Source organism: Paenibacillus sp. cl141a (assembly GCF_900109305.1).
Taxonomy (GTDB): domain Bacteria; phylum Bacillota; class Bacilli; order Paenibacillales; family Paenibacillaceae; genus Paenibacillus_AQ; species Paenibacillus_AQ lautus_A.
Genome location: NZ_FNZO01000002.1, coordinates 272,309 through 297,658, shown reverse-complemented (window position 1 = coordinate 297,658; position 25,350 = coordinate 272,309). Strand labels below are relative to the sequence as shown.

18 protein-coding genes are annotated in these 25,350 nt (G+C 53.3%); 2 read left to right on the top strand and 16 right to left on the bottom strand.

Annotation, left to right across the window (positions count from 1 at the left end; translation table 11 throughout):
* Positions 1 to 115: 115 nt before the first annotated feature.
* From BMX45_RS06510 to BMX45_RS06465, 10 genes are all read right to left on the bottom strand, one after another.
* Complete coding sequence (locus BMX45_RS06510; RefSeq protein ID WP_090909013.1) at positions 116 to 3,136, bottom strand: VWA domain-containing protein; 3,021 nt, start codon at positions 3,134 to 3,136, stop codon at positions 116 to 118.
* Entirely contained in the window at positions 3,120 to 5,126 is a 2,007-nt protein-coding gene (locus BMX45_RS06505) for a vWA domain-containing protein (RefSeq protein ID WP_090909012.1), read from the bottom strand. The genes BMX45_RS06510 and BMX45_RS06505 overlap by 17 nt, the downstream gene beginning before the upstream one ends.
* A gap of 259 nt (positions 5,127 to 5,385) precedes the next feature.
* Positions 5,386 to 6,333, bottom strand: a complete 948-nt coding sequence (locus BMX45_RS06500) for a DUF58 domain-containing protein (RefSeq protein WP_090909011.1) — start codon at positions 6,331 to 6,333, stop codon at positions 5,386 to 5,388.
* Positions 6,330 to 7,319 (bottom strand): AAA family ATPase, encoded by a 990-nt coding sequence (locus BMX45_RS06495; protein ID WP_090909010.1) that lies wholly within the window; start codon positions 7,317 to 7,319, stop codon positions 6,330 to 6,332. Before BMX45_RS06495 ends, BMX45_RS06500 begins: the two co-directional genes overlap by 4 nt.
* Positions 7,320 to 7,389: 70 nt before the next feature.
* Positions 7,390 to 9,075, bottom strand: a complete 1,686-nt coding sequence (locus BMX45_RS06490; protein WP_090909009.1) for a phage tail tape measure protein — start codon at positions 9,073 to 9,075, stop codon at positions 7,390 to 7,392.
* Between the two features lie 34 nt (positions 9,076 to 9,109).
* The gene (locus tag BMX45_RS06485) at positions 9,110 to 10,057 is read right to left on the bottom strand and encodes an ABC transporter permease (protein ID WP_090909008.1); all 948 of its coding nucleotides are present in this window, start codon (positions 10,055 to 10,057) and stop codon (positions 9,110 to 9,112) included.
* Complete coding sequence (locus tag BMX45_RS06480) at positions 10,054 to 10,983, bottom strand: ABC transporter ATP-binding protein (RefSeq protein ID WP_015737216.1); 930 nt, start codon at positions 10,981 to 10,983, stop codon at positions 10,054 to 10,056. The genes BMX45_RS06485 and BMX45_RS06480 overlap by 4 nt, the downstream gene beginning before the upstream one ends.
* Positions 10,980 to 13,340 carry a DUF7408 domain-containing protein gene (locus tag BMX45_RS06475; protein ID WP_090909007.1) on the bottom strand — a complete coding sequence of 787 codons (2,361 nt, stop codon included), beginning with the start codon at positions 13,338 to 13,340 and terminating at the stop codon, positions 10,980 to 10,982. Before BMX45_RS06475 ends, BMX45_RS06480 begins: the two co-directional genes overlap by 4 nt.
* A gap of 326 nt (positions 13,341 to 13,666) precedes the next feature.
* The gene (gene purU / locus BMX45_RS06470; RefSeq protein WP_090909006.1) at positions 13,667 to 14,566 is read right to left on the bottom strand and encodes a formyltetrahydrofolate deformylase; all 900 of its coding nucleotides are present in this window, start codon (positions 14,564 to 14,566) and stop codon (positions 13,667 to 13,669) included.
* A gap of 132 nt (positions 14,567 to 14,698) precedes the next feature.
* Positions 14,699 to 15,820, bottom strand: a complete 1,122-nt coding sequence (locus BMX45_RS06465; RefSeq protein WP_090909005.1) for a deoxyribonuclease IV — start codon at positions 15,818 to 15,820, stop codon at positions 14,699 to 14,701.
* 125 nt (positions 15,821 to 15,945) lie between these two features.
* Between BMX45_RS06465 and BMX45_RS06460 the strand changes: the two genes are divergently transcribed.
* A complete protein-coding gene (locus BMX45_RS06460) occupies positions 15,946 to 16,419 on the top strand; it encodes a DUF2621 domain-containing protein (RefSeq protein ID WP_009594427.1) in 474 nt (157 codons plus the stop codon).
* A gap of 199 nt (positions 16,420 to 16,618) precedes the next feature.
* Here the strand turns inward: BMX45_RS06460 and BMX45_RS06455 are convergent, their stop codons facing one another.
* The 5 genes from BMX45_RS06455 to BMX45_RS06435 all read right to left on the bottom strand — a co-directional run bounded on the left by BMX45_RS06455 (position 16,619) and on the right by BMX45_RS06435 (position 22,210).
* Positions 16,619 to 17,629 (bottom strand): glycoside hydrolase family 130 protein, encoded by a 1,011-nt coding sequence (locus tag BMX45_RS06455; RefSeq protein ID WP_090909004.1) that lies wholly within the window; start codon positions 17,627 to 17,629, stop codon positions 16,619 to 16,621.
* A 138-nt stretch (positions 17,630 to 17,767) separates the two neighbouring features.
* Positions 17,768 to 18,712, bottom strand: coding sequence for a DUF1861 family protein (locus BMX45_RS06450; RefSeq protein ID WP_254777990.1), 945 nt, complete (start codon positions 18,710 to 18,712; stop codon positions 17,768 to 17,770).
* Positions 18,713 to 18,753: 41 nt separating this feature from the next.
* Entirely contained in the window at positions 18,754 to 20,289 is a 1,536-nt protein-coding gene (locus BMX45_RS06445) for an extracellular solute-binding protein (protein WP_090909002.1), read from the bottom strand.
* Between the two features lie 61 nt (positions 20,290 to 20,350).
* Entirely contained in the window at positions 20,351 to 21,193 is an 843-nt protein-coding gene (locus BMX45_RS06440) for a carbohydrate ABC transporter permease (RefSeq protein WP_090909530.1), read from the bottom strand.
* Between the two features lie 81 nt (positions 21,194 to 21,274).
* Positions 21,275 to 22,210, bottom strand: a complete 936-nt coding sequence (locus BMX45_RS06435; RefSeq protein WP_254777989.1) for an ABC transporter permease — start codon at positions 22,208 to 22,210, stop codon at positions 21,275 to 21,277.
* Positions 22,211 to 22,445: 235 nt separating this feature from the next.
* On the opposite strand from BMX45_RS06435, the gene BMX45_RS06430 reads away from it, so the two are divergent.
* Positions 22,446 to 24,770, top strand: a complete 2,325-nt coding sequence (locus tag BMX45_RS06430; protein ID WP_090909001.1) for a helix-turn-helix domain-containing protein — start codon at positions 22,446 to 22,448, stop codon at positions 24,768 to 24,770.
* Between the two features lie 261 nt (positions 24,771 to 25,031).
* On the opposite strand, the gene BMX45_RS06425 is transcribed toward BMX45_RS06430, so the two are convergent.
* The gene (locus BMX45_RS06425; RefSeq protein WP_090909000.1) at positions 25,032 to 25,217 is read right to left on the bottom strand and encodes a hypothetical protein; all 186 of its coding nucleotides are present in this window, start codon (positions 25,215 to 25,217) and stop codon (positions 25,032 to 25,034) included.
* Positions 25,218 to 25,350: the final 133 nt, after the last annotated feature.

The window sequence follows — 25,350 nt, the reverse complement described above, 5'->3', positions numbered from 1 at the left end:
CGTCAAACGATTTTCGGGACATCGGCAGCATGGAAAAAGTTACTGCATTGGAGCAAAGAAAAAGCTTCGGCCTAAGCTGCACATCGACAGCCGGACCGAAGCTTGCGGCGGCACATCAGCGCGTGCCGCGTTTTTTGGCTTTGAGGAGGCGATCCATGGAGGAGCCTCCTTCCGGAGCCGGCTCGGTCTCCCCGGGCCGGCCGTTGCCGTCCCCCTGCGCCTTCGGCGGCGGGGGTGGCGGCGTGGGCGCGCTTCCCTTGCGCGCGCCCTGGCTTGCGGCCGGCTTCGCCTGCGCCGGCCGCTCCTCCCGCAGCGGGGCATTCGCCCGCTGCGAATCGCGCGCCTCCGGCGGGGCCTTGCGGCCTGCCGGAGCTGCGCTAGGTGCCGGGGCGGAGCTCCCGCCCCCGGCAACGTGGCCCGCGCCGCTGCGCTCGCGCGCGGGCGGGGCCTGCGGCGGCGGCTTCGCGGAGCTGCCGCCGTAGAACTGGGCGGCGCGGGCTTTGCGCGCCGCCAGCCGCTCGAGGCCGGCGTCAGGCGCCGCCTCGCCGGCAGGGGCCGGCCGCCTGCGGAGCAGGGCGGCCAGCCTAGCGCCGATGGCGCCCCATGGCAGAGCCAGGCGCCGCACGGCGATGTCGGCGACCCACAGCAGCAGGGCCGCCGCCAGCAGCGGGTAGCTCCAATCATGGAGCTGCATCCGCGAGGTCGCCTCCCGGTCGAACACTTCGGCCGGGTCATCCCAGGATAACACGCGGCCCCCGGTCGCTTCGGCCAGCCGTTTCATCGCTTCCTCGCCGCTGCCGGAAGATAGCCGGTATTCCGGCGAATACGGCACAACGAAGCCGGTGCCCGGCGCAGCTTGCAGCGGCTCTTCCCCGCTCGCATCCTCAAGGGACATGAGGAAGGCTCCCGGCTTGGAGACGTTGACGAGTCCGGTATAACGGCCGGGCGCCTCCTGAATGAGCTCCACCGTCTGCTCGCCGGCCTCGTCATCCCCGATCACCGCATTCAGTTTCTCCGGCGAATTCTCGCCATTGGCGATGACCTGCAGCTTCACCTGGTTGCCGGCCGTCTCGGTAGTGACTTCATAGGGCGACGACGTAAACTGCGGGAACGTCCACTTCACGATTTCGGTCAACGTATCGGCGAACCCGGACCACGACACCCACTCCTTGGACCACTTCCCGCTTAAATCGCTCGTCCATGCCACCGTCCGGCCGGATCCGTACTGCCATCGCGACAGGATCGGGTCCGGCTCCGGACTGGACAGAACCGTCTGGGCGGAAGACTTCGGCGTTGCCGCGACATAACCATACAGCCCCGGAACGCCCTGCTGGAACAAACTCGCCCAATCGCCCGGGTTCTGAACGGCCGGGACAAAGGGTTTATCCACGATATAGGATTTGGCCAGCATCACGGCCTCCCGGCTGAATACCGCCGGCAGCGTGGTTTCATCCTCAACGAAATAATAGCGGCCCTTGGCCGCATCCGCCAAGGATTGAAGCAGGTTGGTGTCCGCATCCATCCCGACCGCCACGGAAGACATCGTGATTTTGTTCTCCACCATCGTATCGGTCAGATCCTGATATCCGGAATTCATCGCGGACTGACCGTCGGTCATGAGAATGATATGCTTGCGCTGGGCGTCAATCTTCAGCATTTCCTCCAGCGCCGAGGAAACGGCAGGATAGATATTGGTCCCTCCGGCGCTCGGAATCGACTGGATGCTGCTAAGCACCTCTTCCTTATCACCGAGCTTCTGCGGCGGTACGACCCACCACGGCTGATCGTCAAAGGCGACGACGCCGACCGTGTCTTTTGCTCTCATCAGCTCCACCGTGCGCATGGCCGATTCTTTGGCCAATTCGATCTTGTTTCCTTCCATGCTGCCCGAACGGTCGATGACCAGTATGAGGCCAAGCGATGGAATCTCACGCTTGCCTTCCAGCTCCATCGAGACCGGCAGCGCCTTTTCGATCGGGGTTTTAAAATATCCGCCCATCCCGAAGCTGTCCTCGCCGCCCGCCATCATAAACCCGATGCCAAAGCTACGGACAGCCTGCTCGATCAGCTCCATCTGTTTGCCGCCGACGTCACTGCCGGAAACGTTATTAAAGATGATGCTGTCGTACACGGCATACTTGGCCGCTTCCAGCGGGAGCAGCTCCGGCCGAATCACTTCGGTGCCGATCATGCCGGACTCGAGCGCTGCCGTGATATTGCCCGACGTGCCCGGGGTTCCCTCCACGATCAGCACGTTCGGCGGACCCTCCACCCGGGTAAAATCGAATGCCGCATTATTGGCCGAGGCTTCATCCCCGTCCATGAAGATTTCGGCACGGTAACGGTGGAGTCCCGGGTTCTTGGCCAGGCCCTTCACGGCGTACCGGTTCTCGCCTGGAGTTACATCCACGCGTTCCCGGCCGATCTCGCGGTTATCCTCGTAAATGCGCAGCTCGCCTGAGGTCTTGAATGTGCTGCGAACCATGACCTCCACATAGAACGACTCCGCCTGATACAGCTTTTCCGGAACCTTCAGCTCCTCCACGGCAGCATCCTGGACGGCCTGCTTCGGAGTCGGAAGCACGTCAACGGCTATCCCCCGATCCTTCAGCAGCCTTCCTGCCGCCGCCATGCTGCCCACATTCTCCTCCCCGTCGGAGATCAACACGATTCGGGAATCGCTCCTGCCCTCGAACAGGCTGCCGGCCAGCTGAAGACCGGATTCCAGCCCGGTAAACCGCTGCTCCAGGAGCGCGTTCAAGGAAGCGCCCGCATTCTCCGCAGGGGATAGACGCCGTTCCACGGCGCCTTCAAGACCCGTAGAAACAACGGCGGTGCCATCCTTCTCGCCTTTTGCCGCAAGGGAATCGTTGATCCAGCTCGTGATCCGGGCCGAATCCCCCATGCTGTCGGAACGGTCAGCCAGATACACGACCTGTTTATCCCTGAGAACGGTAAAGCCGTGCAAACCCGAAATCATAAGGATTAATAATAAAATGACGCAGGTTCTAAAGAATAAGGCCAGTTTTTTGCGAAAACCGCTTAATCGGAAATCCGATTTGTAGGCATAGTAGAGAAATAAACCTGCCGGAATCAGCAGCAGCAACAACCATGGTTGGCTAAATTGAACGCCCACGCTGGTACACCCCCCATTCCGCTGCGATCACAGCCAGTGCCAAAGCGGCCAGCCATGGCATTAACGAGCCGGCACGGTTCGTCGTTTCGTTACTCCCGGAAGTGCCGGAACCATCTCCCGCTTCAGACTCACCCGCGTTCGTTGCCGCTTGACTTACCGCCGGGCCCTGATCGTTGCTCCAATCCGCCTCGTACGGGTCTGCAGTTACAGCAAGCCAATAATTAAGCTTCTCGCCCGCTTCATTCTGCTGTTCAAAAGCGTACAGCCCCGGATATTCCGGCACAAGCTGTACCGGCGATATCCCTTGCTCATTCCGGAAGGCTTCCGCGGCAGGGAGGCCGTCAGCCATAGCAAGACCGCTCTTAGGGATCCATTTGGCTGCTACCGTATCCGCTGCAATCGGAATATCCGCTTGCGCGCCGGCCATATATCGGCCAAGCCCGCTTCCCTTGCCTGAGGTCATCCACTCCAGCGCATTGCTGACCATAACCGGAAATTCAGGGGATAACGGAAGGTCGCTATCCTGAAGCAGGAAATTGAAGGATAATCGCGACCGCCCGTTTTCGCTTCCCGCATAGACGATCGGTTGATCCCCCAGCTTGATGACGGGTTCCCCCCATGCAGGGGCCTGATCCACCAGCGTACCAAAATAGACCCCGGACAAGGTGACATAGGCAGTCACCGGATGCTTGGCTAGCACGGCGCGTCCTCCTTGGTTGCCGACTTTGGCACCTTCTCCGCCAATCGTCCATAACGGAGTCTTGGCGGTCAGATCCGCCCACTTCCCTTGCCGGAACCCTTCCGGCACGTTCCCGTCAATGACAAGCAGATCAAATTCGCCTTCAGGCACGGGCGGCACATCCGCAGCTGCGCTGCCCTTACCCGCCTCCTTATCCGCACTGCCGTTATCCTCGGCGGTTTTAGCTTTGGACTCGTCCAAAGCTACCCGGGTGACTTCGGCACCGCTCAGCTGAAGCGCCTTCTCCAAGAACAGATTGCCTGAAGTCAGCAGCAGGACGCGCGAAGATCCGTGACCCAAACCGAACGCAAAGGAATGATTGTCTGCCGCATACCCGTCATCCTGGGATAACTCAAGTCGGTACACTTCAGCAAACGGCAGATCGGAAAAGGATTCGGTTAATCTCTTACCCGGCTCCAATTCAAGCATCCTGCTGGTCAGCAGCTGTTCATCTCCGTAAAGATTCACTTCGGCCGATACGGATACCTCGGCATTCGTGCTGAGGACAGCCACCGCCGCATAAGATGAATCCGCATTGCCTTTTGGTGAAATGCCGAATTGATCAATCGACACGTTATGCGGAAGATCGCCCTGCACCTTCTCAACGGAAACCGGAACCTGAAACGCTATGGGGGCCGTGTCCGGCTTCCAGTAGCTGTCCGTAAAAATAACGACCTCTGCATCATGCTCTTCCCGCGTCAGCGCCGAAGCGAGCGATAAGGTTTCCCTGTAGGACGCCTGTCCGTAATAGGGACGTAAATCATCCACGGCCTTATCGATGGCGGTACGGTCGCTTTCATGGGATACAAGCGTCATGGGACTTGCTCCTACGGACAGCAGGGTGATCTCGCTCCGTCTCCCTCGGTCCTTCACATATTCCTTAATTCGTTGCTGCATCCATTCCAGCCTGGTTGCGGCTCCGCCTTCAGCGGACGGCTGCATCTGCGCGCTCATGCTGCCCGAGGTATCGGCAACGATGACCACATGGGCGCTGCCTCCGCCGGACACCTGCATAAAGGGCTGCATCAGTGCGAAGACCATCAATGCCGCAGCAAGCAGCTGGAGCCACAGCAGAAGCCGATTCTGCAGCTTCTGCCACGGCCTGTTGGCCTCCAGGTTCCGGAGCACCCGCTCCCACAGCAAGTGGCTGGGAACGGTTGTATCCACATATTTCCGCTTGAACATATACATGAGCACGATGGCCGGCAGCGTTAAACCGAACCATAGACTCAGCCAAGATTGAATCCCCAACGTGTCCCCTCCTTACTCCCATGGACCCTGACTAACGAGACATGCCTGTATTTCCCCGAGCATCGGATGAAGGCTTATCCATTTCTTCCTATTTTTCGAACCAGTTTTCAGCTTGTTCGTTTCTTGCGATCGCAGACAGGTCCTGGTGAAGCCTGCTAAGCAATCGCTTGTGCATCATCTGTGTTATCCTGTCGCCAAACCTCCGAAAGCACAAGGAATCCGGCAAATGCATGGACAGCGCCTCTACAGGAGTCCCGCTCTATCCAGTAACCAGACCAGCTCCCGCAAGCACCCCGAACATCGCGTCCGTAAGCGGCATATCCGCCGGAATGAGCACGTAAGACATGCCCCGTTCCGCGCATACGCGGGACAGCATCGTCCGGTATCGCTCCAGCTCCTCCTTGTAAGCATCCAGCACTTTGCCCGTCAGCGCCACTTCCTTGCCGCTCATCGTTTCGCTGTCCACCAGCCGCAGATCGCCGGATAATTTAGGCTCCAGCTCCTCCCGCGACAATACATGCACCAGCACCACTTCCTGTCCGGTACCGGACAAAAGGGAAAGCGACCTGAACAATTCCTCCTCGCCGCCCTCCAGCCAAAAATCGGAGAACACCCAGGTCATTCCCGGCTGCCGGGGCAGTGCGCCAGGAACCGCAAGCGCTGCGCCCAAACTGCCCTCGCCTCCCGTTTCTGCCCCTTGCAGGAACGAAAACAGGCGATGGGCCGAGCCCTTTCCTCTCATGATCGGAAGACGGGCGTTAATCGAACGGCTGTAACAGGCAACCTGCAGCCTGTCGTAAGACGACAACGCCATGTAGCCGATGCTTGCGGCGAGTTGACGCGCTAGCAGCCATTTAGGGCTGCCCTTCGTTCCCGCCGGATCGGCGGTGCTTGGTTCCGTAGGGGATGACATGACGGCCCCCATCGATGCGGAGCAATCCACGAACAGGCTCACGGTCAGCTCCTGTTCGTCCATGAATTGACGAACGAAGGCTTTTCCCGTACGGGAATAGACGCCCCAGTCAAACCTGCGGACATCATCCCCGGGCGAATACACGCGGTAATCGGCGAATTCGAGGGACGAGCCGAGCCGGCGGGATCGCCTCTTTCCCTGCAGCGTTCCGGCGACCCGTCGTTTGGCATCCAGGCTCAAGCGCTCCAGACGGGGGAGCCATTCCGGAGGAAGCAGGTGCGCGCCCCCGCTCACGCGGATGCCTCCAGCGCTTGCAGAACCTCCCGAATGACATGGTCCGTGGTAATGCCGAGCGCCTGCCCCTCAAAATTCAGGAACAAGCGATGGCGCAGCGCTGATAAAGCCACGGCCCGAATATCGCCCGTGGATACATGCATCCGCCCGCTGCACAAGGCCCGGACTTTGCTTACCGAGATAATGGACTGAATGCCGCGCGGTCCGGAACCGAATTGGACGTATTTACGGACAGCCTCCGGTGCAGCCGCCTCCTCCGGATGCGTCATCATCAGCAGACGAACCGCATAATCCAGAATCTCTTCGGCAACCAACACTTCCTTTGCCCCGCGCTGGATTTCCAGCAGCTCGTCCCCGGTCATTTGCCGTTCCACCTGGAATTCGTGTGAGGACGTCGTCCGCTTCACGATTTCCTTCAATTCGTCCGCGCTGGGATACGATACTTCGATCTTCAGCAGAAAGCGGTCAAGCTGGGCCTCCGGCAATGGATACGTCCCCTCGTTCTCCAAGGGATTTTGCGTGGCCAGAACGAAGAAAGGTTTTGGCAGCTGATGGGTTACGCCTCCCACGGTGACGGTCTTCTCCTGCATCGCCTCGAGCAAGGCGCTCTGGGTTTTGGGCGTGGCGCGGTTAATCTCATCGGCCAGCACGATGCTGCTGAACAGCGGACCCTTTTGAAAGGTCATCCCGGTGTCCCCATGCTGCCCGAACGACAGAATATTGGTGCCCGTTATATCGCTCGGCATCAAATCCGGCGTAAACTGGATGCGGGAAAAGGACAGGTCCAACGCCTCCGACACGGTGCGGACGAGCATCGTTTTGCCGAGACCTGGAATCCCTTCCAGGAGGGCATGGCCCCCCGCAAAGATACACCAAAGCATCTGCTCCACAACATCCTGCTGTCCGACAATCACCTTGCCGATATGTTCCCGCAGGCCTGATATTTTCTCCATCCATTCCTGTGGTCTCACTGCAATATCCGACATGGACGAAACCTCCATCTTCTTGGTAAAGTTCAAGTTCTCATTCTAGCTTTGGTGCTCGGCTCTTCGATCCCTACGGGTTCGGATTGATCTGTATGAAATATTCCTCAACTAACCCCTGCATCTGGTCCGGCAGCTGATTGCGGTCTAACGATTTGCGCGCCTCGGTCTCGTAATCGCGGTACACTTCCTCATAAGGCCTGGACATGCCCGGGACCGTCGGCGATACGCCGCCCTTCTGTATATCTCCGCCGCTGCCCTTGATCTCGCCGGAATCGTTCTGCACATTGCCGCTGCCCTTGTAATCCCTAGGGATGGTCACGAGCTCGCGGCCGCCTGAGCCAAGACCGGCTCCGCTGCCTGTGCCGCTTCCCGATCCGCCGCTGCCGCCCGATCCGGAACCTGCTCCTGAGCCCGAGCCGCTTCCCGATCCGGAGCCGCTGCCTGTGCCGGAGCCTTGACCTTGGCCTGCACCGGAGCCGCCTTCACCTGGGGCTCCCTCCGAACCCTCTCCTTGTTCTCCTGAGCCTGCACCCGAGCCGGCCTGAGCCAACGCCTCGGCACTGCCGCCGTTACTCCACGCATCGGATACCGACATCCCTGCAGCCGCCATCTGATCGGCCAAGCTCAATCCTTGCGAAGCAAGGGAGGACGCCAGCGAGAAAGCGGACTGCGACTGGCTGTCGGACGCGGCTTTGGCTTGCGCTGCTTTCGCCAGCTCCTCGGCGAGCTGCTGGAGCGCTTCTTCCAGCTCCTTCGGCAGCTTGCCCTCCTTCAGCGCATCGGCCGCTTTTTTGAGCTCCTGCTCCAGCTTGCCGTCTTCCATCTGCTTGGCAGCTTCCTCAGCCAGCTTTTTCAAAGCATCGGACAGCTCGTTCTTCTCTTCCTGGGACATCTTCTTCACCTGCTCGGTGAGTTTCTTCATTTCCTGCTTCAGCTCATCGGCCATGCCCTCGGCAAGCTTTTTCCCCACCTGGGACAGCGCCTTCTCCTGCTGCATTTGCTTAGCCAGCTCTGACAGCGCCTTCGCTTTTTCCTCCTGCTGTTTCGCCAGTTTCTCCAGCTCTTTCATGGCTTCTTCCAGCTTCTCCAGCGCTTGCTCAGGATGCTTCTCCTGCTCCAGCGCTTTTTTCAGTTCATCCAGCTTTTCCTGGAGCTTTTTTCGATCGGCAGGATCCAGCGTTTCCTTCTGGAGCTCCTCCGCCAGCTGTTCGGTTTTGGCTGCCTGCTCCTTCATCCAGCTCTGCGCCTCTTTGGCAGCTTCCACCTTCTTATCCATCGGGTTCGGGACGAACACCAGGATGAGTACGGCAGCAAGCGAAGCAACGCAGATCAGAAGCTGTTTTTTTCGGCTAGGGGAAGGCAGGCGCTCCGGCAGCCGTTCCGCAAAACGCGCACCGTAACGCTCCGCCTGCTCGCGCTGCCATTTGGCGGCCAGCGATTCTTCCTCCTTGAACGACAGCGCCGTCACCATCATATCGCTTCGCTCCGCTCCATCCGGAACATGGTCCATCGCTAAAGCCGCTTCTTCGATCGGCACCCGATGCAGCCATCCCCATAACAAGCCTATGAAGCCTGCCCCCAAAGGAACGGCCACGGATGCGACGGGAAGCCAGGCTATAGGCACGAATCTCCCAAGCACCAGCAGCAGCAGCAGCGCGGCCAATCCTGCCATAAGCCCGTACAATGCATACGTGATGACGCGGAACCGCTGCAGCCGCCGTCTTGCGGCTTCGATAAAACGCATGATGTTGTCCATTGCTATCCCTCCTCACCGTACTCCTTGCATGATGTTACGCTTCGTTCCCCGCCGTTTCCGGCTCCTGCGGCAGCTGGGTTTCGTTCTTATCCTTGCGTTTGCGCCTTGCGACAGGACGGATATTCCGTACGGCAACCCACAGGGCAAGAACGATCACCACCGAATACACGATGAAAAATTCCAGCCACAATTCGATTGGAGCCTTGCTGTTCAGGCTTCCTCCCCGCAGCAAGAACGCGTCCTCCGAGAAAGACGGGTTGAACAAACTCATCATCGCCCCGGCCGGATTCAGGCCCAGCACATAACCGACCCAAGAATAGCTGCCCGGCACGATCGGCTGCCCGCTTTGATACATATTCCGCTGTTCGATTCCCATGAAGAACAAGTACAGCAGGCCCGTAACAAGGAAGATGATCAGTCCGGCCCCGTAGGTGACGATTATCGCGACGATGGTTCTTTTGAATAACGTGGAGAACATTACGCCGAGCGAACCGAGCAGCAGCATCACGAATAAATAAAAAGCAAACACGGAAACGAGCTGCTTCGGCGAAATCCCGCCATACAGGAACACAATGCTGTAGATCGGCAGCGTAGCCAGCACGATCAGCGTCATGAAGCTGAGTGCCGATACCAGCTTGCTCAGCACGATCGTAGCCGAGCTCTGCTGCGTCGTCAGCAGCATGCTCAGCGTTTGCTTCTCCCGCTCGCTGCTGATGACGCCCGCCGTAAGCGCAGGGGCCATGAACGCGATAAGGACAAGCTGGGCGAAACTCAGGACATAGAACATCATCTGGCTCATCTGCGGATCGAATCGCTGAGACCCCTGCTGTCCCAAATATAAGAAGAGATAAATGAAGCCCATGGCTATGGCGCCTAGCGCCAATACATAAAACAACACCGACAGCATGGAACGCGTAGAACGCATCCGCAGCCGGAATTCCTTGTCGATGACCGGATTGATCAGCTTTCTGCTCCAATTCATTCGCGGGGCCCTCCTTTGGTAATTTCGAGGAATACATCCTCCAGATTGCTCTGCGCTTCCTGAAACGAGACAATCGGAATTTCCCAGGAAACCACCTGCCGAAGCAGGGCGCTTTGCTGCGCATCATCCCCGCCGTAATGAACATGGACGCCGGTGTTATCCGTTAATACCGACGTGACGAACGGTTCGTCACGCAGTTTCTCGGCCAGCTCCTCTTCACGCTCCAGCGTGCGGATATGAATGACTTTTTTCACGCGAAGGCGGCTCTGAATATCGGCTACCTTGCCTTGGGCAACCATCTCGCCATGCTCGATTACCCCGATCTCATCCACCATCTCGGCCAGCTCAGGCAAAATATGCGATGAAATGATGATGGTCTTGCCCATGAGCTTCAGTTCCTTCAATATTTCGCGCATTTCGATCCGCGCCCGCGGATCCAGCCCCGAGGCCGGCTCATCCAGGATCAATACCTCCGGATCATGCACCAGGCACCGGGCCAAGCATAAACGCTGCTTCATCCCCCGCGAGAGACTGTCGACGTACGTATCCGCCTTGTCGCTCAGATTGACGAGCTCCAGCAGCTGCGGAATGAGCTGCTCCCGCTCGGCGCGCGGGATGCCGTAACTTGCCCCGTAGAAATGCAGATATTCTGTAGACTTCAGCTGATCGTACACGCCGAAGAAATCGGGCATATAACCGATCCGCTTGCGGACCTCTTTGGGATGCTGGGTCACGTCATAGCCGCCGACTTTGGCAACGCCCGAGGTAGGAAGCATCAGGGTAGCCAATATGGACATCGTCGTGGATTTGCCTGCTCCGTTAGGACCGACAAATCCGAATACCGTCCCTTTTTCGATATGAAGACTGATATCTTTCAGCGCATGGAACGCTCCGTATCTTTTGCTCAGATTTCTAATCTCGATCATTGAGTGGCCTCCCCCTTCACAGACAGCTCCGGCATCATAAAGTTGGTCTGATCCTTGGCAGTGATCATGAATCGGATGCGATTCCCCACGATATACTGCTCCGGATTCTGGTTAATGGTATGCACATTGTTCGCGTCTGTAACAGGCTCCCATTCGCTCTTCTTCGAGTTCCAGATCTCCATCGTGACGTTGTTGTTGAATTTGGTGCCTTTGATGGACAACTCCGAATACTTCACTTGGCCTTCGGATATGAGCGGGAATTCGGCGATCAGATTGCCTTGTCCCATTTCAACCCCGTGCGGATACACCCCGAACATCGGCGAATTCACCTGCGATATCTCCGGAGACAGGAAGCCGTAAGGAATGTTGATTTCCCCGTTCAGTCCCCAATCCATTTCCACCGGCTGTATCCAGAAATTGAGCTGATCGCTGTCCACCTCGGCCCCTTTCAGCGTATAATTCGTCAAATGGTCTTTGCTCCATCCCAGAATGTAAGCATCCTTGTTGACCATTCCCTTCGAGTATCCGTAGTTGGACAAAATATCGCGCTCCCGCTGTTTCGGATCATTCTGCGAGTATGGGTACAGCATCCCGGACAAGTCACCGCCCGTAAATTTGATGATTTGTTTCGGATCCTGAGGAATGGCTGCCGCCTCGCCCTTCTTGATATCTCCCAGCTTATAGGCACTGCCTCCGACAACCAGCACCACCTCGGTCAAATCGTTAATGGTGTCATTGGTGATCTTACCGTTTAACCTCCCTTTGGCATCCAGCTTTAAATCCATGCCCAGACGCCCCATCTCCTCCGTACCCTGATGGTCCACCCATACCTTGGCCAATGACCATTGGGACATGTCCCGAAGCTCCAGCGTCGTGGACTCCTGCCCTACCCGGACAAAACTCTTGTTCTCGGCGGTTCCTCCAAACGTGTTCCGGGACTGCCCCGTTTTCAAATACGTATTCTCCCCAAACTCCAAGGCATAGTCCCCGCTTCGAGGCGTGAAAAATGCAGAAGCGGTCGATTTCACCGCATCTCCCTGGCCATTTAGTTCAATCAGATTGATGGTATGCGCGAGCTCGCGCGTCTTGTCCGACGAGCCGACCGCATAGACGGAAGCGCTCGCGATGACGGCAATGATCGGAATCAGGAACCACGCCCATTCCCGCTTGTCCGCCTTCTTCAATATATAGTAGAGCAGCGGCGCGACGACGACCGCATAAATAATGAGCATCCACAGCAGCAGCGTGAAGGAAGGCATCTTCAGCGACGGGAAATACTCCAGAACATAATTCAAATTGTCCATGAGCGAATTGTAATACATGCCATTCTGCGAATTCATCATCGGCAGGTTATTGCGCAGTACCGATGCCCACGCGTCCGGATGGCCTGCCCAAGAGCTTACCGGCTCCATCGCCAGATCGTAAGCGGCATATTGAACGCTACCCTGGCCATAAGCCTTCGAGGCAAACAAAGGTTGTCCGTCCGCGGCAATCCCGATTTGGACACCTTCCACCGCTTTCGCCGTAGAAATGGTAAATGGCCCATCCAGTTTCAGCGGTTTCCCGCCAAGCTTCTCCAGTTCATCCAGCGAGTTCACGGTCGCGGTGCCATTCGCAGTGACCGGCGATATGTCGGCAAACGGCGCCGCCGTTTTGGCATACCCTGCGCCCCCGGCCAGAACCAGGGTGCCGCCGCCATTGACCCAATCCGTAATCGCCTTTTGTTGAGGCTCAGACAACGTATCGGATGCATAATTGTTCATTACGATGACGTCCAGCCCGTTCAGCAGCATCGCATCCGTAGGAACGCTCGCGTCCTTAAGCGGGAACACGTTCACGCTGCTGCCCTTGCCGTTCAGGACGTTCATGAAATTCATCGTGTCCGGATCATCGGACAAGACGGCCATGAGCGCGCCTTGATACGGAGAAGCCTGCACGTAATTTTTGCCTGTGGCAAACGGAACCTGCTTCCCCTTCGTATAAGAACCTTCATAGAAAAGGATTTGGTTATTGTCTTTATTCAGTACGGCTCCCGGAATGCCGATCACGACTTCCTTCGGCGTATCCTTCGGCAGATCCACCTGCTGAACATAAGAAGTCTGATATCCGAAGCCGTTGTAGTTCTGAATCTGTACAACCACATCGCCGGATATATCCCGGTCGCTCGTTAAGGTGAGTTTGAGCGGATTCCATTTCTCATGTTTGATTTTGCCTTGGTAGCCCACCTCGGATTGAATGCCAATCTTCGCTCCGTCGGCGTAGACGTTTCCTGCCGGAATCGACAGAGATAACGTTGCCACAATCAGCAGCGCCACCATCGGCAGCAGCATCCACGTTTTCTTTGTATAAAACGACAACTGATGATTCCCCTCTCCGCATATAAATTGCTGTTCAAAGACAAACGATCCATAGGTTTTAGAAGATGTATGTAAAGACTCTCTTCACAAGCTCAACTATATTGACGAGTCGAATTTATAAAAAGTTTGACGTTTACTTCCATAAAAAGCTCCAAGGAACCATTTTTTCAGCTTTTGGCAACAAATTAGCGTTATTACTTAAGTCAAATACAAAATAAAATCCCGCTCCAAGAAGAGGAGCGGGATCAAGGGGTAATCCATTGCAGCGTTAAAGTGTCAGGCTGCTCCATTGTACTCTCTATGATGAATCGTCGGAATAACAGGGACTAGCTAAATACAACCGTTTTATTGTTATGGACCAGAATCCGATCCTCGACATGCCATTTGACGGCTCTTGCCAGCACCACGCGTTCGATGGTGCGTCCGATGCGCTTAAGCTCATTGACGTCGTCCCGATGGCTTACGCGCTGCACGTCCTGCTCGATAATCGGTCCGCCATCGAGCTCTTCGGTTACGTAGTGGGCGGTTGCCCCGATAATCTTGACGCCGCGGTTATATGCTTGCGCATATGGCTTGCCGCCGACGAAGGCCGGGAGGAAGGAATGGTGGATGTTGATAATCCGATTCCGGTAATGGTCGATAAAGGTTGGCGAAATAATCTGCATGTAACGCGCAAGGATGATCACGTCGATATCATCGCCGATCACGTCCAGCTGACGCTGCTCCGCTTGAGGCTTCGTATCCGCCGTAACCGGAATGTGGTGATACGGGATACCGAAGGATTCCACGTATTCCTTCATATCCAGATGGTTGCTGACCACCAATGCGATATCCGCATCCAGGTCGCCAGCCTGCCATTGCCATAACAGTTCTACAAGGCAGTGATCCTCTTTCGAAACAAAAATCGCCAGGCGTTTCTTGCGGGCGGCATGGTAGATATTCCATTCCATGCGGAATTGATCGGCTACTTCCCGGAAGGATTCCTCCAGCTGGGGAAGCTTCGTGTTCAAGTCCTCCAGATCGAACTCAACCCGCATAAAAAACATGCCGCCGGCCGGGTCCATCGTATATTGGTCAGACTGAACGATATTGGCGCCATGCTGGTACAGGAACTGGGATACTGCTGCCACGATTCCCGGTCCATCCGGACAGGAGATCAGCATGCGGGCACGATTAGGGTACTGACCTGCCGCAGACGGCAGGTCCTTCTTGATGTGAATTTCCATGAGACTCGGTGATCCTCCTTTTAAATCTGCAATGAACATGAACGGCACCTCTCAAGAAAAACAATCCGCAGCATGCGGACGTTTTCTTGAGAATGCCTCCGTTTCTTACTAATATGCCATTTCTAATGAAACTTAGGATGTCAGGGAAACACCAGACAACCAAGCGATCAGGCGCTGATTGATCTGCTCCTCCGACAGGTCGGACAGCAGGCCGGCTGCCATGACCATATCGTACAGGCGCTCCATCGGTTCGCGAGGATCGGCCTTTTTGGCTTTGGCATCATTCTTCAGCAGCGTCCAGGTATCCAGTACAAATGAACGGGACTCGATGCCTTCCTTGGCAAAGAAAGCACCCAGCTCTTCCACTTGCTGCGTGAAAGCTGGACCGAAACGGCCTTCCACATCTCCGCGCAGAAGCGCAATCTCGATCTCGTACATCGGACGCTGGGTTTTTGGATCTTTACCGATCCACGGCGTTTCGAGAATGAACGGTCTGCCCTGGAGCTTCTCGTGATGAACCACTCTCTGAATGGCTTCATACCCGATCCATCCGGTTCCAATCGGCGTATGACGGTCTTTGCCCGCTCCGCGCGGGTTCTTGCTGTCGTTCACGTGGACGACCGTTAAACGGTCGAGTCCGATCAGCTTGTCGAACTGCTTCAGCACGCCGTCCAGATCATTCACGATATCATATCCCGCATCATGAATATGGCAAGTGTCCAGGCAAATGGCTAAACGGTCGTTGTACTTCACCTTATCAATAATGGAAGCAATTTCTTCAAAGCTGCGTCCCATTTCGGTACCTTTGCCGGCCATCGTCTCAAGCGCAATCTTCACTTCAGTCTCATCCGTACCGCCGAGCACTTCATTAAGACCTTCAGCAATTCGGTCGATGCCGTATTCCGCATCCTTGTCGGTATATGCGCCGGGATGGAGAACAATGTTCTTCACGCCGACCGCATGCGTACGACGAATCTCCTCCTGCAGAAAGCTCACCGCCAGCTCAAACGTATTGGGTTTGTACGATCCGAGGTTGATAATGTACGGCGCGTGGACCACGATCTCTTCAATCCCGCTTTCCTGCATGGCGGCTTTGCCTTCTTCGATAAACATGGAGTCGATCGGCTTGCGGCGCGTATTTTGCGGAGCGCCGGTATATATCATGAACGAGCTTGAGCCGTAAGACGTGGCTTCAGCCGTCGCAGTCAGCAATCCCTTGTCCGAAAACGACACGTGGGAACCAATTTTCAACATGCTGCATCCCCCTTTTTTAACACACAATTACACCTATTTTAGCTTGTATATCGAAATAAATCTAGAAATGCGTTATAATTCTCATGAAAGTGTCATGTGACAATAATCATTGAGGTGATATACAGATGAAGAGCACAGGGGCCGTCATGGGATATTTGTCGTCCAGTGCGCCGCCGTCATGGTTCATGAACTCCATTGCCTTTTGGGGATGGGTCATGCTCGGGCTGATGGGCATCGGCGGATTTTTCATGTTCCGCAAGTTTCTGAAAGTGCTTCCCAAGGCTGACGGCAAATCGAAGCTCGATTGGCAAAATTACTGGGTAGAGCGAAGCCGCCCGCTGTGGACGGATGAATCCAAAGCATTTCTGGACGAGCTGGTGCAGCCTGTTCCGGGACCGTTCCGGGATATCGCCAAACACTCCATTGCAGCCGAAATCGGCAAAATCGCCGTCGAATCCGGCGCAACCGAAGTCACCCGGGATCACTGCATCAAAGGTTACATCGTGGCTACGCCGAAGCGGGATTACAAATTCCTGATGAATTTCCTCCAGAAGAAGGAAATCGACTACAAGCCTTATCAGCATTTGATCAATAAGTAGAAGTCTGTTGAGTTTAATGGATCGGCCAAACTTACAAAAAAAGGAAACAAAGCCCAGCCCGTGGTGCATGGCGGTTGAATTCCGTACATGCCCCACGGGCTGGTTTGTTCCACATCAGGATATAATCCGAACCGCAGGTATCATGCCATTCTTGACTAATTTGAAGACGGAAAGATGCCTCGTTTCGCCTGCCCCATCCTTATCCCTCCAAACAGAGCCGGATTAGATCGTCCACATGAGCGGTAGCCAAGCATTCCACCGTGTCGGCGGCCCCGTAATAGATTTTCACTTCCCCATCCTCCTCCAGCACCATGCCGCCGGGGAAAATGACATCATTGCGGAAGCCCCCATCCGTCTCGTACAGTGCCTCGGGCGCAAGCAGGGGCGATGCGCTCATGCCAAGGATCTTCTTCGGATTGTCAAGATCGAGCAGCATAATGCCGGCAGTATACCGCTTCTTCCAGGTCGGCTCCCAGCCGTTCTTCCCTCTAGCGGAATCAATATCCACCGCATGGAACGTAGTGAGCCAGCCCTTATCCGTCTTCACGGGCGGTGCGGCCGGACCGATCTTATCATTGGCGAACGGCACCTGCTCCACCGCCAGCAGGAGCTCGGAACGGCCCCAATAGATCAGATCCGGCGACTCCGAGATCCAGGTGTCGAACCGGTCTACTCCGCCGCGGCTATACACCGTGAACGGCCGTTCCAGCCGGACGTAGTTGCCGTTGATCCGTTCCGGGAATAGCACCATATTTCGCAAGTCTGGCGTTGACATGCTCAATACTTCAAAGGATTCAAAATCGTCCGTTACTGCGATACCTCCCCGGATGCCGTGCCGCGTATCAACGGCGAAGCACATGTAGCAGCGGCCGTCAATAACCGTCAGACGCGGATCATAGGCGCGCACGATCTCTTCGTCGTGCAGCTTGAAGATCGGCTTCGGCCCCACCGTCCAGTGAATGCCGTCGTCGCTGAAGGCGATGCCGAGATCCGTCGTATGGCTCGGCTCGATCGTCTGCTTCTCCAGCGAACCGTAGTCATTGCGGAATACCATGATGTAGCGGCCGTTAAACTTAGCGACGCCTGCATTGAAGACAAGTGCGGTGGGATACGGCACACGTGCCGCGTCCAGTACGGGATTTGCCGGGTGACGGCGAATAATCGGGCTGGACGCCAGCGCTTCAATGATAGGTATATTTGTGGTTTTCATCAATCAGCATCCTCCTAAAAGTTCTGTGAGCGTTGCTTCAGGCATCAGCTTTGAGCAAAACTCGCCTCGGAAGCATGGGCTTAGTAGTCTTGGTGCGTCATAGTCATCATGCGAGGGCGCAGTCATTATGATTTCCCTCTAAACAAGGCGTCCGTATCCTGCGAACGGATCGTCGATCGTAATGCGTCCTGCCTGACAATCACTAAGACCACTGTAAAGATCAGCCTTGCCGTCCGGGCGCATGACAATGCCCGCAGAAAAAACACAGTCCACCAAATACGGTGCTTTGGCAGGTCCTGCCGGGTAGCAGGAACGACTACCGATCACATGGAGATTCGATGACTCACGGGTGGTTGGGTCGAAGACGAAGGCCATGTTCAGGTACACCTTCAATTCCCCTCCGTGCTCATCCTGATCCAGGTAACAAATGTGGCCAATGATTCCGATGTTGCCGCTGTCCAGCAGATACGCCTGATTGACGCCTCCCCATTCGCCTTCCCCGAAGATGCCATGAATGTAAGGTGCGTTCTCGATGACGTCCGCAGTCAAATCTTCCAGTCTGTCAACGACCGTAAAGCCGATCATGGATTCGCTCCCGAATTTGCCTCTCATCTCGGCGCTGCGCGGACGCGAGAAGACGCCGATCCTGCCGTCCGACAACGGAACAAGGCGGATATCCTTCATTTTGTTAGGGCCGGTCGTGAAGTAGTACAAATTATGGATGTCGGTGCCTCGGAAGAAATAGCCGAAAAACGTGCTGTATTTTCCGCTCTGATATTGCACATGGGTCCCGCCCATGACAAGCTCGTCACCGATTTCGCTGATGTAAGGGTCCTCCAGCGTATAGATCATGCTGTCTTTCACCAACGTCCATTCGTCCTGTCCCGTTTCCTCGAACAGGCGAACCCAAGAGCGGGCCCATTCCTCGCGACGTTCTACCCGCCCGAACAAATAGCGCTTCCCATCGCGTTTGAATGGAATCGAAATATTGTAGACATCAAAACCATCCACGCCATGAAATTTCAAGGTTGCACTTTCATAGATCGTTTTTGTCGCTTCAAATTCAATTCGTTGCTTCTGCAAGGCCAAATTCCTCCACACCTTCCTTTTGTTTTTCAACTCGTTTATTTAAGTGAAGCTTGATACTCCTGGAATTGCTTCTGGTATTCCGCAACCACTTTATCCAGACCGGCTTTCCTCATTTTATCTAGTGCAGCCGGGAAGGCCTTATCGTATTCTTGAACCCCCATATAAATCGGCGTGATGCTTGCCGAAGCTTCCGACAAAATATTGGTGTATTCGGCCCTTACATTCGTCGGGTCAAAAATAAAATTCGCCGCGATGCTGTTGATTGCATTCGGATTTGGCTCAAACAAGACTTTGTTGTTATCTGGAATGCTATTCTCGAAGTCAAATCGCATAAAGTTTACGTTGCCGTTTTGCGAATCAGAACCTCTATACCCCGGATTATTATTGTTATTCGGGTCTTTGATCGGCTTAAAGCCCTTCTCACCGTCCTTGGTGTAGTGCTTGCCTTCAATGCCATATTGTACAAGATCATAATTTTCTTGACTTGCCAGCATCCAATCCATGAATTTGACGGCCGCTTCCGGATTTTTGCTGTTTACCGGTACGGCATTTCCGTTCTTGAAGGTGAGCGGACGCATATATTCTTTCTCCGGGTTAAACCATACAACGCCGATATCGTTTACAGTGGCTTCTGGATTGTACTTCTTGAGCCCGTTCAAGCTTCCGCCAGTTCCCAAACGGACGAACCATTCACCGCTGTCGAGTTGGGCATCTACCTGCTCTTGCTTCATGACCAGGATATCGGGATTGGTAATGCCCTTTGTGTACAGTTCGCGCATGAAAGACGCATCTTTCTTGAACTCTTCGGTCTCAATCCAAGACTTAACCTCGCCGCTTTGATTCACATAGAAGAACTTATCCTTCACGGTAAACGGGAACGTGTCATAAGTCCGATGCAGGATGGACGTATGCAGGTAGATCGGGTCAAAGTCGGCGCGTGTGCCAAGATAGGGCTTATTGCTTCCCTTCCAGTTCTTCATGACAATCTCCCAAGCGCTGATCAATTCAGCTGGTGTCGTCGGCTCTTCGAGATTATTCTCAGCGAGAATGTCACGACGAATATTGAATTGACCTTCACTCGCCATTTCAACCCAATAAGAGGGAACGGCATAATACTTGCCATCGATTTTAGCTCCGTCGAAGATATCATTCGGAATATATTTCTTCAGATTTTCTCCATGCTTTTCGATCGCATCCGTGATATCCGCCAGTGCACCGCGGTTATAATAGCTGGAGAACGGCGTGCGGTCCTGCATGACGTGGAACAGGTCGAAATCTTCCCCGGTGGACAGCATTAAGTTCAGCTTCTGATCCCACGCATCCCATGGGATATATATTTTTTCCACCTCAACGCCGACACCGTCCGCAGCCAGCTTCTCATTGACCTTTTGGAACACTTCCTTGTAGTCTTTCGGCTCTGTGCCTGGAACTAAATATTTGATTTTGACCGTATTGGCAGGCTTCTCATCATTCTCTGAATTGGAGACTGAAGAATTGTCTCCCTTGCCGCATCCAATTAAAGTCGAAAGCACAAGAACCACAGCCAATAGAAACACACCATACTTTTTCATATTAAATATTGACCTCCTTCTATAAAGTGCTTAATGTATGTTAACCCCGAAGGGGAGTATATCAGCCTTTGACAGAACCAATAACCAGGCCCTTCACGAAGTACTTTTGCAAATACGGATAGAGTAAGACGATCGGCCCGATTGTCACGATCGCTGTTGCCATCTTGACCGATTCTGAAGGAAGCGTGATGTCGCTTGTTCCGGCCAGCATCGTCATCTCGTTCAGCATGCTGATCTCCGATTGCATTTGCAGTAGCATAAATTGCAGCGGGTACAAATCCTTGCTGTCAATCAACATGATTGCATTCCACCAATTGTTCCAGTAATCCAGTCCGTAGAATAGCGCAATCGTCGCCAATACCGGTTTGCATAAAGGAAGATAGATCCGGAAGGCAATCGTAATATCGCTGGCCCCGTCTATGTTTGCCGACTCTCGCAGCGAGTCGGGAATCCCACTCATGAAATTCCGCACAAGGAAGAGGTTGAACGGGCTGAACAGCAGCGACGGAATGATCAAAGCGAAGATGTTATTGGTCAATCCAAGCGACCGATTCATCAGATACCAGGGAACAATTCCCGCCGAAAAAATCATGGTAATAAAGAAATAGAGCGCCAATGGATTGCGGTATTTCACATTTTTGTTCGCCAACGTATAGCCAGCCATGGACGTAATCAGAATCGCCAGCACCGTACCAACAATTGTGACAAAGATGGAAATACCGTAGCTATGCATGACTTGGGAACCCCCTGTAAAGATTAGCTTATAGGCATACAACGAGAACTCCTCCGGGAATAGGCTGTATCCGTTCTTCAATATGGCATCTTCATCCGTGACCGAGATCATCAGAACCAGGAGCATTGGAAGCAAACAAAGCGCCGAATAAATCGTAATGAGAGCATACATAATCGTCTTGCTGAATGAAAACGTCTTCACTTCTATACCTCCTAAAGCCTTTCTTCGGGAATCTATCGCCGAAACCGGATTCTAATACAGCGCGCCATCTTTAAAAAATTTGCGGGTAATGGCATTCGTGCCGAAGACTAGGATAAACCCGATGACGGACTGGAACAATCCGACAGCCATAGCTTCGGAAGGGTCGCCAATCTGACGCAAAGAGCGGAATACGTACGTATCAATGATATCCGTGGTCGAATACAAGGTGCCATTGTCGCCAATCAAGGCGTAGATCATCCCGAAATCGCCGTACATGATTTTGCCGACCGAGAGCAGCATCAGTATAACCACCGTAGGCATCATCAACGGAATCGTAATGCGCATGCACATCTGCCACCGGTTAGCCCCATCAATCTCGGCTGCTTCATACAACGTCTCATCTATCCCGGTGATGGTAGCAAGATAAATGATGGCGCTCATCCCTGCTCCTTTCCACACATGCATGACGGTAAGAACAGCCGGCCATACCTTCGGCTCGGTGTACCAGTTGACCGAGGCGAGGCCAAGCTGGTTCAGCAATTTGTTCACGATCCCCATATCCATAGAAAAAAAAGCATACAGCACATAGCTGATGACGATCCAGGAAATGAAGTTCGGAAACAACATCATGGATTGGCTGATTTTGACGAACAGCTTCTTGCGCAGCTCGTTCAGGATCAGTGAGATGGCCAGTGCCGTCAGCGTTCCAAAGACAATAAAGAGCAAATTTAGAAAGATGGTGTTAAAGGTGACCGTAAACGCCTTGCTCGACCCGAAAAAGAACTCGAAGTTCTTTAATCCTACCCACTCGCTATGAAATATGCCCTTTGTATAATTGAATCGTTGGAAAGCAATCAGTATATACGGATACGTCATATACCCGAAAATAAACGTGTAAACCATTGCCGGAAGGACCAGCAAGTAAGATGTTCCATTCCTACGGATATCAGAAAACATGCCGAATGCCGGACGCTGTCTCTTTTCCAATTTCTTATCCTCCTTCTTTGCAGTGTACATTTTTGGGCTGCGTTGACGCTTGCTCTAACTCTATCGCAGCGGGTCAGCGTTTCCAATTTCAAATACAGGATATCGCTTTCACGATTCGATTAAAGGGCTTTCAAATTATCGAAACGGCTTTCATTTTTGCGAGAAGGAGTACCTTTTTAGCCATATATGTCCTATAGTGAAGAGGTTATATTAACGGAATTGGGAGGAATTCTTCATGCGGAACACCATGAATCGGCTTGTTCGATACAAGGCGTTTCAAAAACTTACAATTTCATATTTCCTGCTCGTTCTACTAACTGTCAGCCTGCTGTCCGGCGTCCTCTTCCTTCTCTTCTCCAAAAGCGCCGTCAAGGAGATCGACCGCAATTCCAAAGCCATGTTATCCCAAATCACTTACGCCTCGGAGGTCGTCTATAACCAAGTCATGACAATCGGTAATGCGCTGCTCATCCAGCCGGAGATCACCTCATTCCTGAATGACACGTTGGAGGACAAGACGAACAATTATCGGATATTCCAACAAATGAACCAGATTATAAGTGTATATCCCTATATTTACAGTGCCGGGATCTACCGGCCTTCTACGGGAACAGCCGTCGATACTGCCGGGCTTCCATTCGACTCTTCGCTCATCACCCTTAGCGCGGAGCGGTACATGGAATTCTATCCGCGCAGCTTGACCGTTGCCGACCGCAACAACGATACGCCGCTTCAGCTCCTGACCTTTCTGCTGTACCCGGATTTTTCATTTAACACCTCCGACAACCCGCTTATCTATATCAATGTGGAAGAAGAGTCGATTCTGACGACAATCCGCAAAATCAGCAAAACGGATTCCGCCAACAACGTTTTTGTCATCAACAAAGAGGGCAAAGTGCTCTCCCATACCGATTCAAGTTTATTTCTGAAAGATTGGTCCGAGGAACAGTATGTGCAGCAAATTCTAAATCAGGACAAGGAAGAGAACAGCTTCACAACAAATATTCTAAATAAAAAGCATCTGGTCACTTATGTGAAGTCGGAGAAAATGGACTGGTATTTTGTAAGCGTTTCCCCTTACTCCGGACTCATCTCCAACATTGACCGTCTCCGCAACGTTACGCTGCTTGTGACAGCCGGAATCGTACTGGCAGGTCTGCTGATCTCTATTTTTCTGACCAAGAGCATTTATAGACCGTTATCGACGCTGTTTGAAAGGATCATGCCGGACACGGATTCTCCAGTCTCCGATTCGCCGTTCATAGATGAATATAAGATGATGACCGAGGTTTTCCATTCGTTGGAGGAACGTGAAAAATCGATGCAATTCGTGATCAACCGCTCTTCCCGAACGATTCGTGAGCATTACTTACTTTCGTTACTCTGGGGTCATCCGCTGGAACATTCTGTTCCGAGCGAATTAATTCGGGATATCGACAAGCAAGTATCGGGGCCTTATTTTTGCGTGCTTGTATTCAAAATCAATGCGTTGGAACCGACAAGAGGGAGGATGGAGACGGAACAGCAGCCGCTGCTGCTCTTCGCTCTAGGCAATATTGCAAAAGAGATGCTGGAGCCTATCGGAGCATGTGATTACCTGTTTATGGGGGGAAATGAAGCCGTCGCAATCCTTCAGTGTACGAACAACCAACAGCCTGAGGAGCTCAAGGCTGCCTTGGGCAATATTCAGGGTTTTCTGAACCGTTACTTCAAGGTGACGGTATCCATTGGCATAGGGGATATAAGTTACGGAAGGAAAAATATTTCTTACTCCTACACTTCGGCGCAGCAGTATGTTAAATACCGGCTAATCTACGGGAAGGAATCGATCCTGGATGCCGTAACAACACGGCCCCATATGATGACGGCCTTAAGTTATCCCAGCGCCTTCGAGAAGAAGCTAATCGATGCTGTGCAGTCCGGGAAGCCGGAAGCAATCCGGGATGCAATCGGACAATTCGTGGAACAGATCTCTAACGGTTCAATCAATCAGGTCATTACATACAGCACCCAGCTCATGCTATCCTTACTTAAACACTTTGACTATTTGCAGCATGTGCCGGATTCCAATTTCAACGAGTATCTGGATGCGGTGACCGAAATTGAATCCGCCGAACATCTGACGGACATCAAGGAAACTTTCAATCGCTATTGTTTTAATATTTGCACATTAATCGAAGAGAAGAATCTCTGGATGAATGCCCAGAAGCACAATGATATCATTGAAAAAGTGCAGAATTACATCCAGGAACATTATGCCGAGCCAAACTTATCTCTGGAGCTGGTGTCCAACATTGCCGGCCTGTCGCCAAGCTATTTGGGTAAGCTCTTCAAAAAAGCAACCCGTCAATCGTTCAGTGAATACCTGAATCACATCAGGCTGGAGAAAGCTAGGGATTTGCTTGCTTCCACTCATGAGACTGCAGCCAAAATCAGTGAATCGGTCGGAATGTACAATATCACTTACTTCTCCACTCTATTCAAGAAAAAATACGGCCTAACTCCTTCCGTCTTCCGCGAGCAAGAGGCGATAAGAGGCAATGAAAGGGCTGGAGAATAAACAAATTAGAGCTTTCGGTTTGCGAGAAAAACTGGTGCTGCGGCTCAATTTTCAGCTCCAGCTATGACAGCGATCTCCATGAGTAGAGTGCTGTTCTCAAGGTACAATACAAAAAGAATTCATTTTTACCTATAGATGATTCTACACAAAAAAGCATCGGCTACCTGCCATACCAGCGTCGCTGGACGAGTTACTCTTGTTGAAGCTTATAAAGCCCCTTCCGGGATTGTCCGTCTGGGCTTCTGGCAGGGGCTATTTACCTTAGCCAGTTAAATTAAATAGATACACCATTATCCCTACAAGCAAAGGTCCTATCACTAAAAACCCGAATATCAGGGCAATAACTTTTAGAGTTCCTGATATTCCTTTGGACGAGTTCAAGGTGTCTAGTTTATTATTGATTTCTTTTAGCTCTTTCAATATTTCTTTATTTAGATCTTCAGACACATCAAAGTCCTCCTTATACACATGAATCAAAATACACAAGATGCTGTTTATTTCATCGTTAACATATAGTTAGTCTCATGAATAGTTAATCGGTACATTTTACCATAATCACCATACCAGAAGTTTTTATAAA

Excerpts from the sequence above, each read along its gene's own strand:
- BMX45_RS06480 (WP_015737216.1), bottom strand. The coding sequence starts at position 10,983 with ATGATCGAGATTAGAAATCTGAGCAAAAGATACGGAGCGTTCCATGCG.
- BMX45_RS06465 (WP_090909005.1), bottom strand. The coding sequence starts at position 15,820 with ATGTTGAAAATTGGTTCCCACGTGTCGTTTTCGGACAAGGGATTGCTG.
- purU (WP_090909006.1), bottom strand. The coding sequence starts at position 14,566 with ATGGAAATTCACATCAAGAAGGACCTGCCGTCTGCGGCAGGTCAGTAC.
- BMX45_RS06445 (WP_090909002.1), bottom strand. The coding sequence starts at position 20,289 with ATGAAAAAGTATGGTGTGTTTCTATTGGCTGTGGTTCTTGTGCTTTCG.
- BMX45_RS06440 (WP_090909530.1), bottom strand. The coding sequence starts at position 21,193 with ATGTATGCTCTCATTACGATTTATTCGGCGCTTTGTTTGCTTCCAATG.
- BMX45_RS06460 (WP_009594427.1), top strand. The coding sequence starts at position 15,946 with ATGAAGAGCACAGGGGCCGTCATGGGATATTTGTCGTCCAGTGCGCCG.
- BMX45_RS06430 (WP_090909001.1), top strand. The coding sequence starts at position 22,446 with ATGCGGAACACCATGAATCGGCTTGTTCGATACAAGGCGTTTCAAAAA.
- BMX45_RS06490 (WP_090909009.1), bottom strand. The coding sequence starts at position 9,075 with ATGGACAACATCATGCGTTTTATCGAAGCCGCAAGACGGCGGCTGCAG.
- BMX45_RS06495 (WP_090909010.1), bottom strand. The coding sequence starts at position 7,319 with ATGTCGGATATTGCAGTGAGACCACAGGAATGGATGGAGAAAATATCA.
- BMX45_RS06455 (WP_090909004.1), bottom strand. The coding sequence starts at position 17,629 with ATGAAAACCACAAATATACCTATCATTGAAGCGCTGGCGTCCAGCCCG.
- BMX45_RS06485 (WP_090909008.1), bottom strand. The coding sequence starts at position 10,057 with ATGAATTGGAGCAGAAAGCTGATCAATCCGGTCATCGACAAGGAATTC.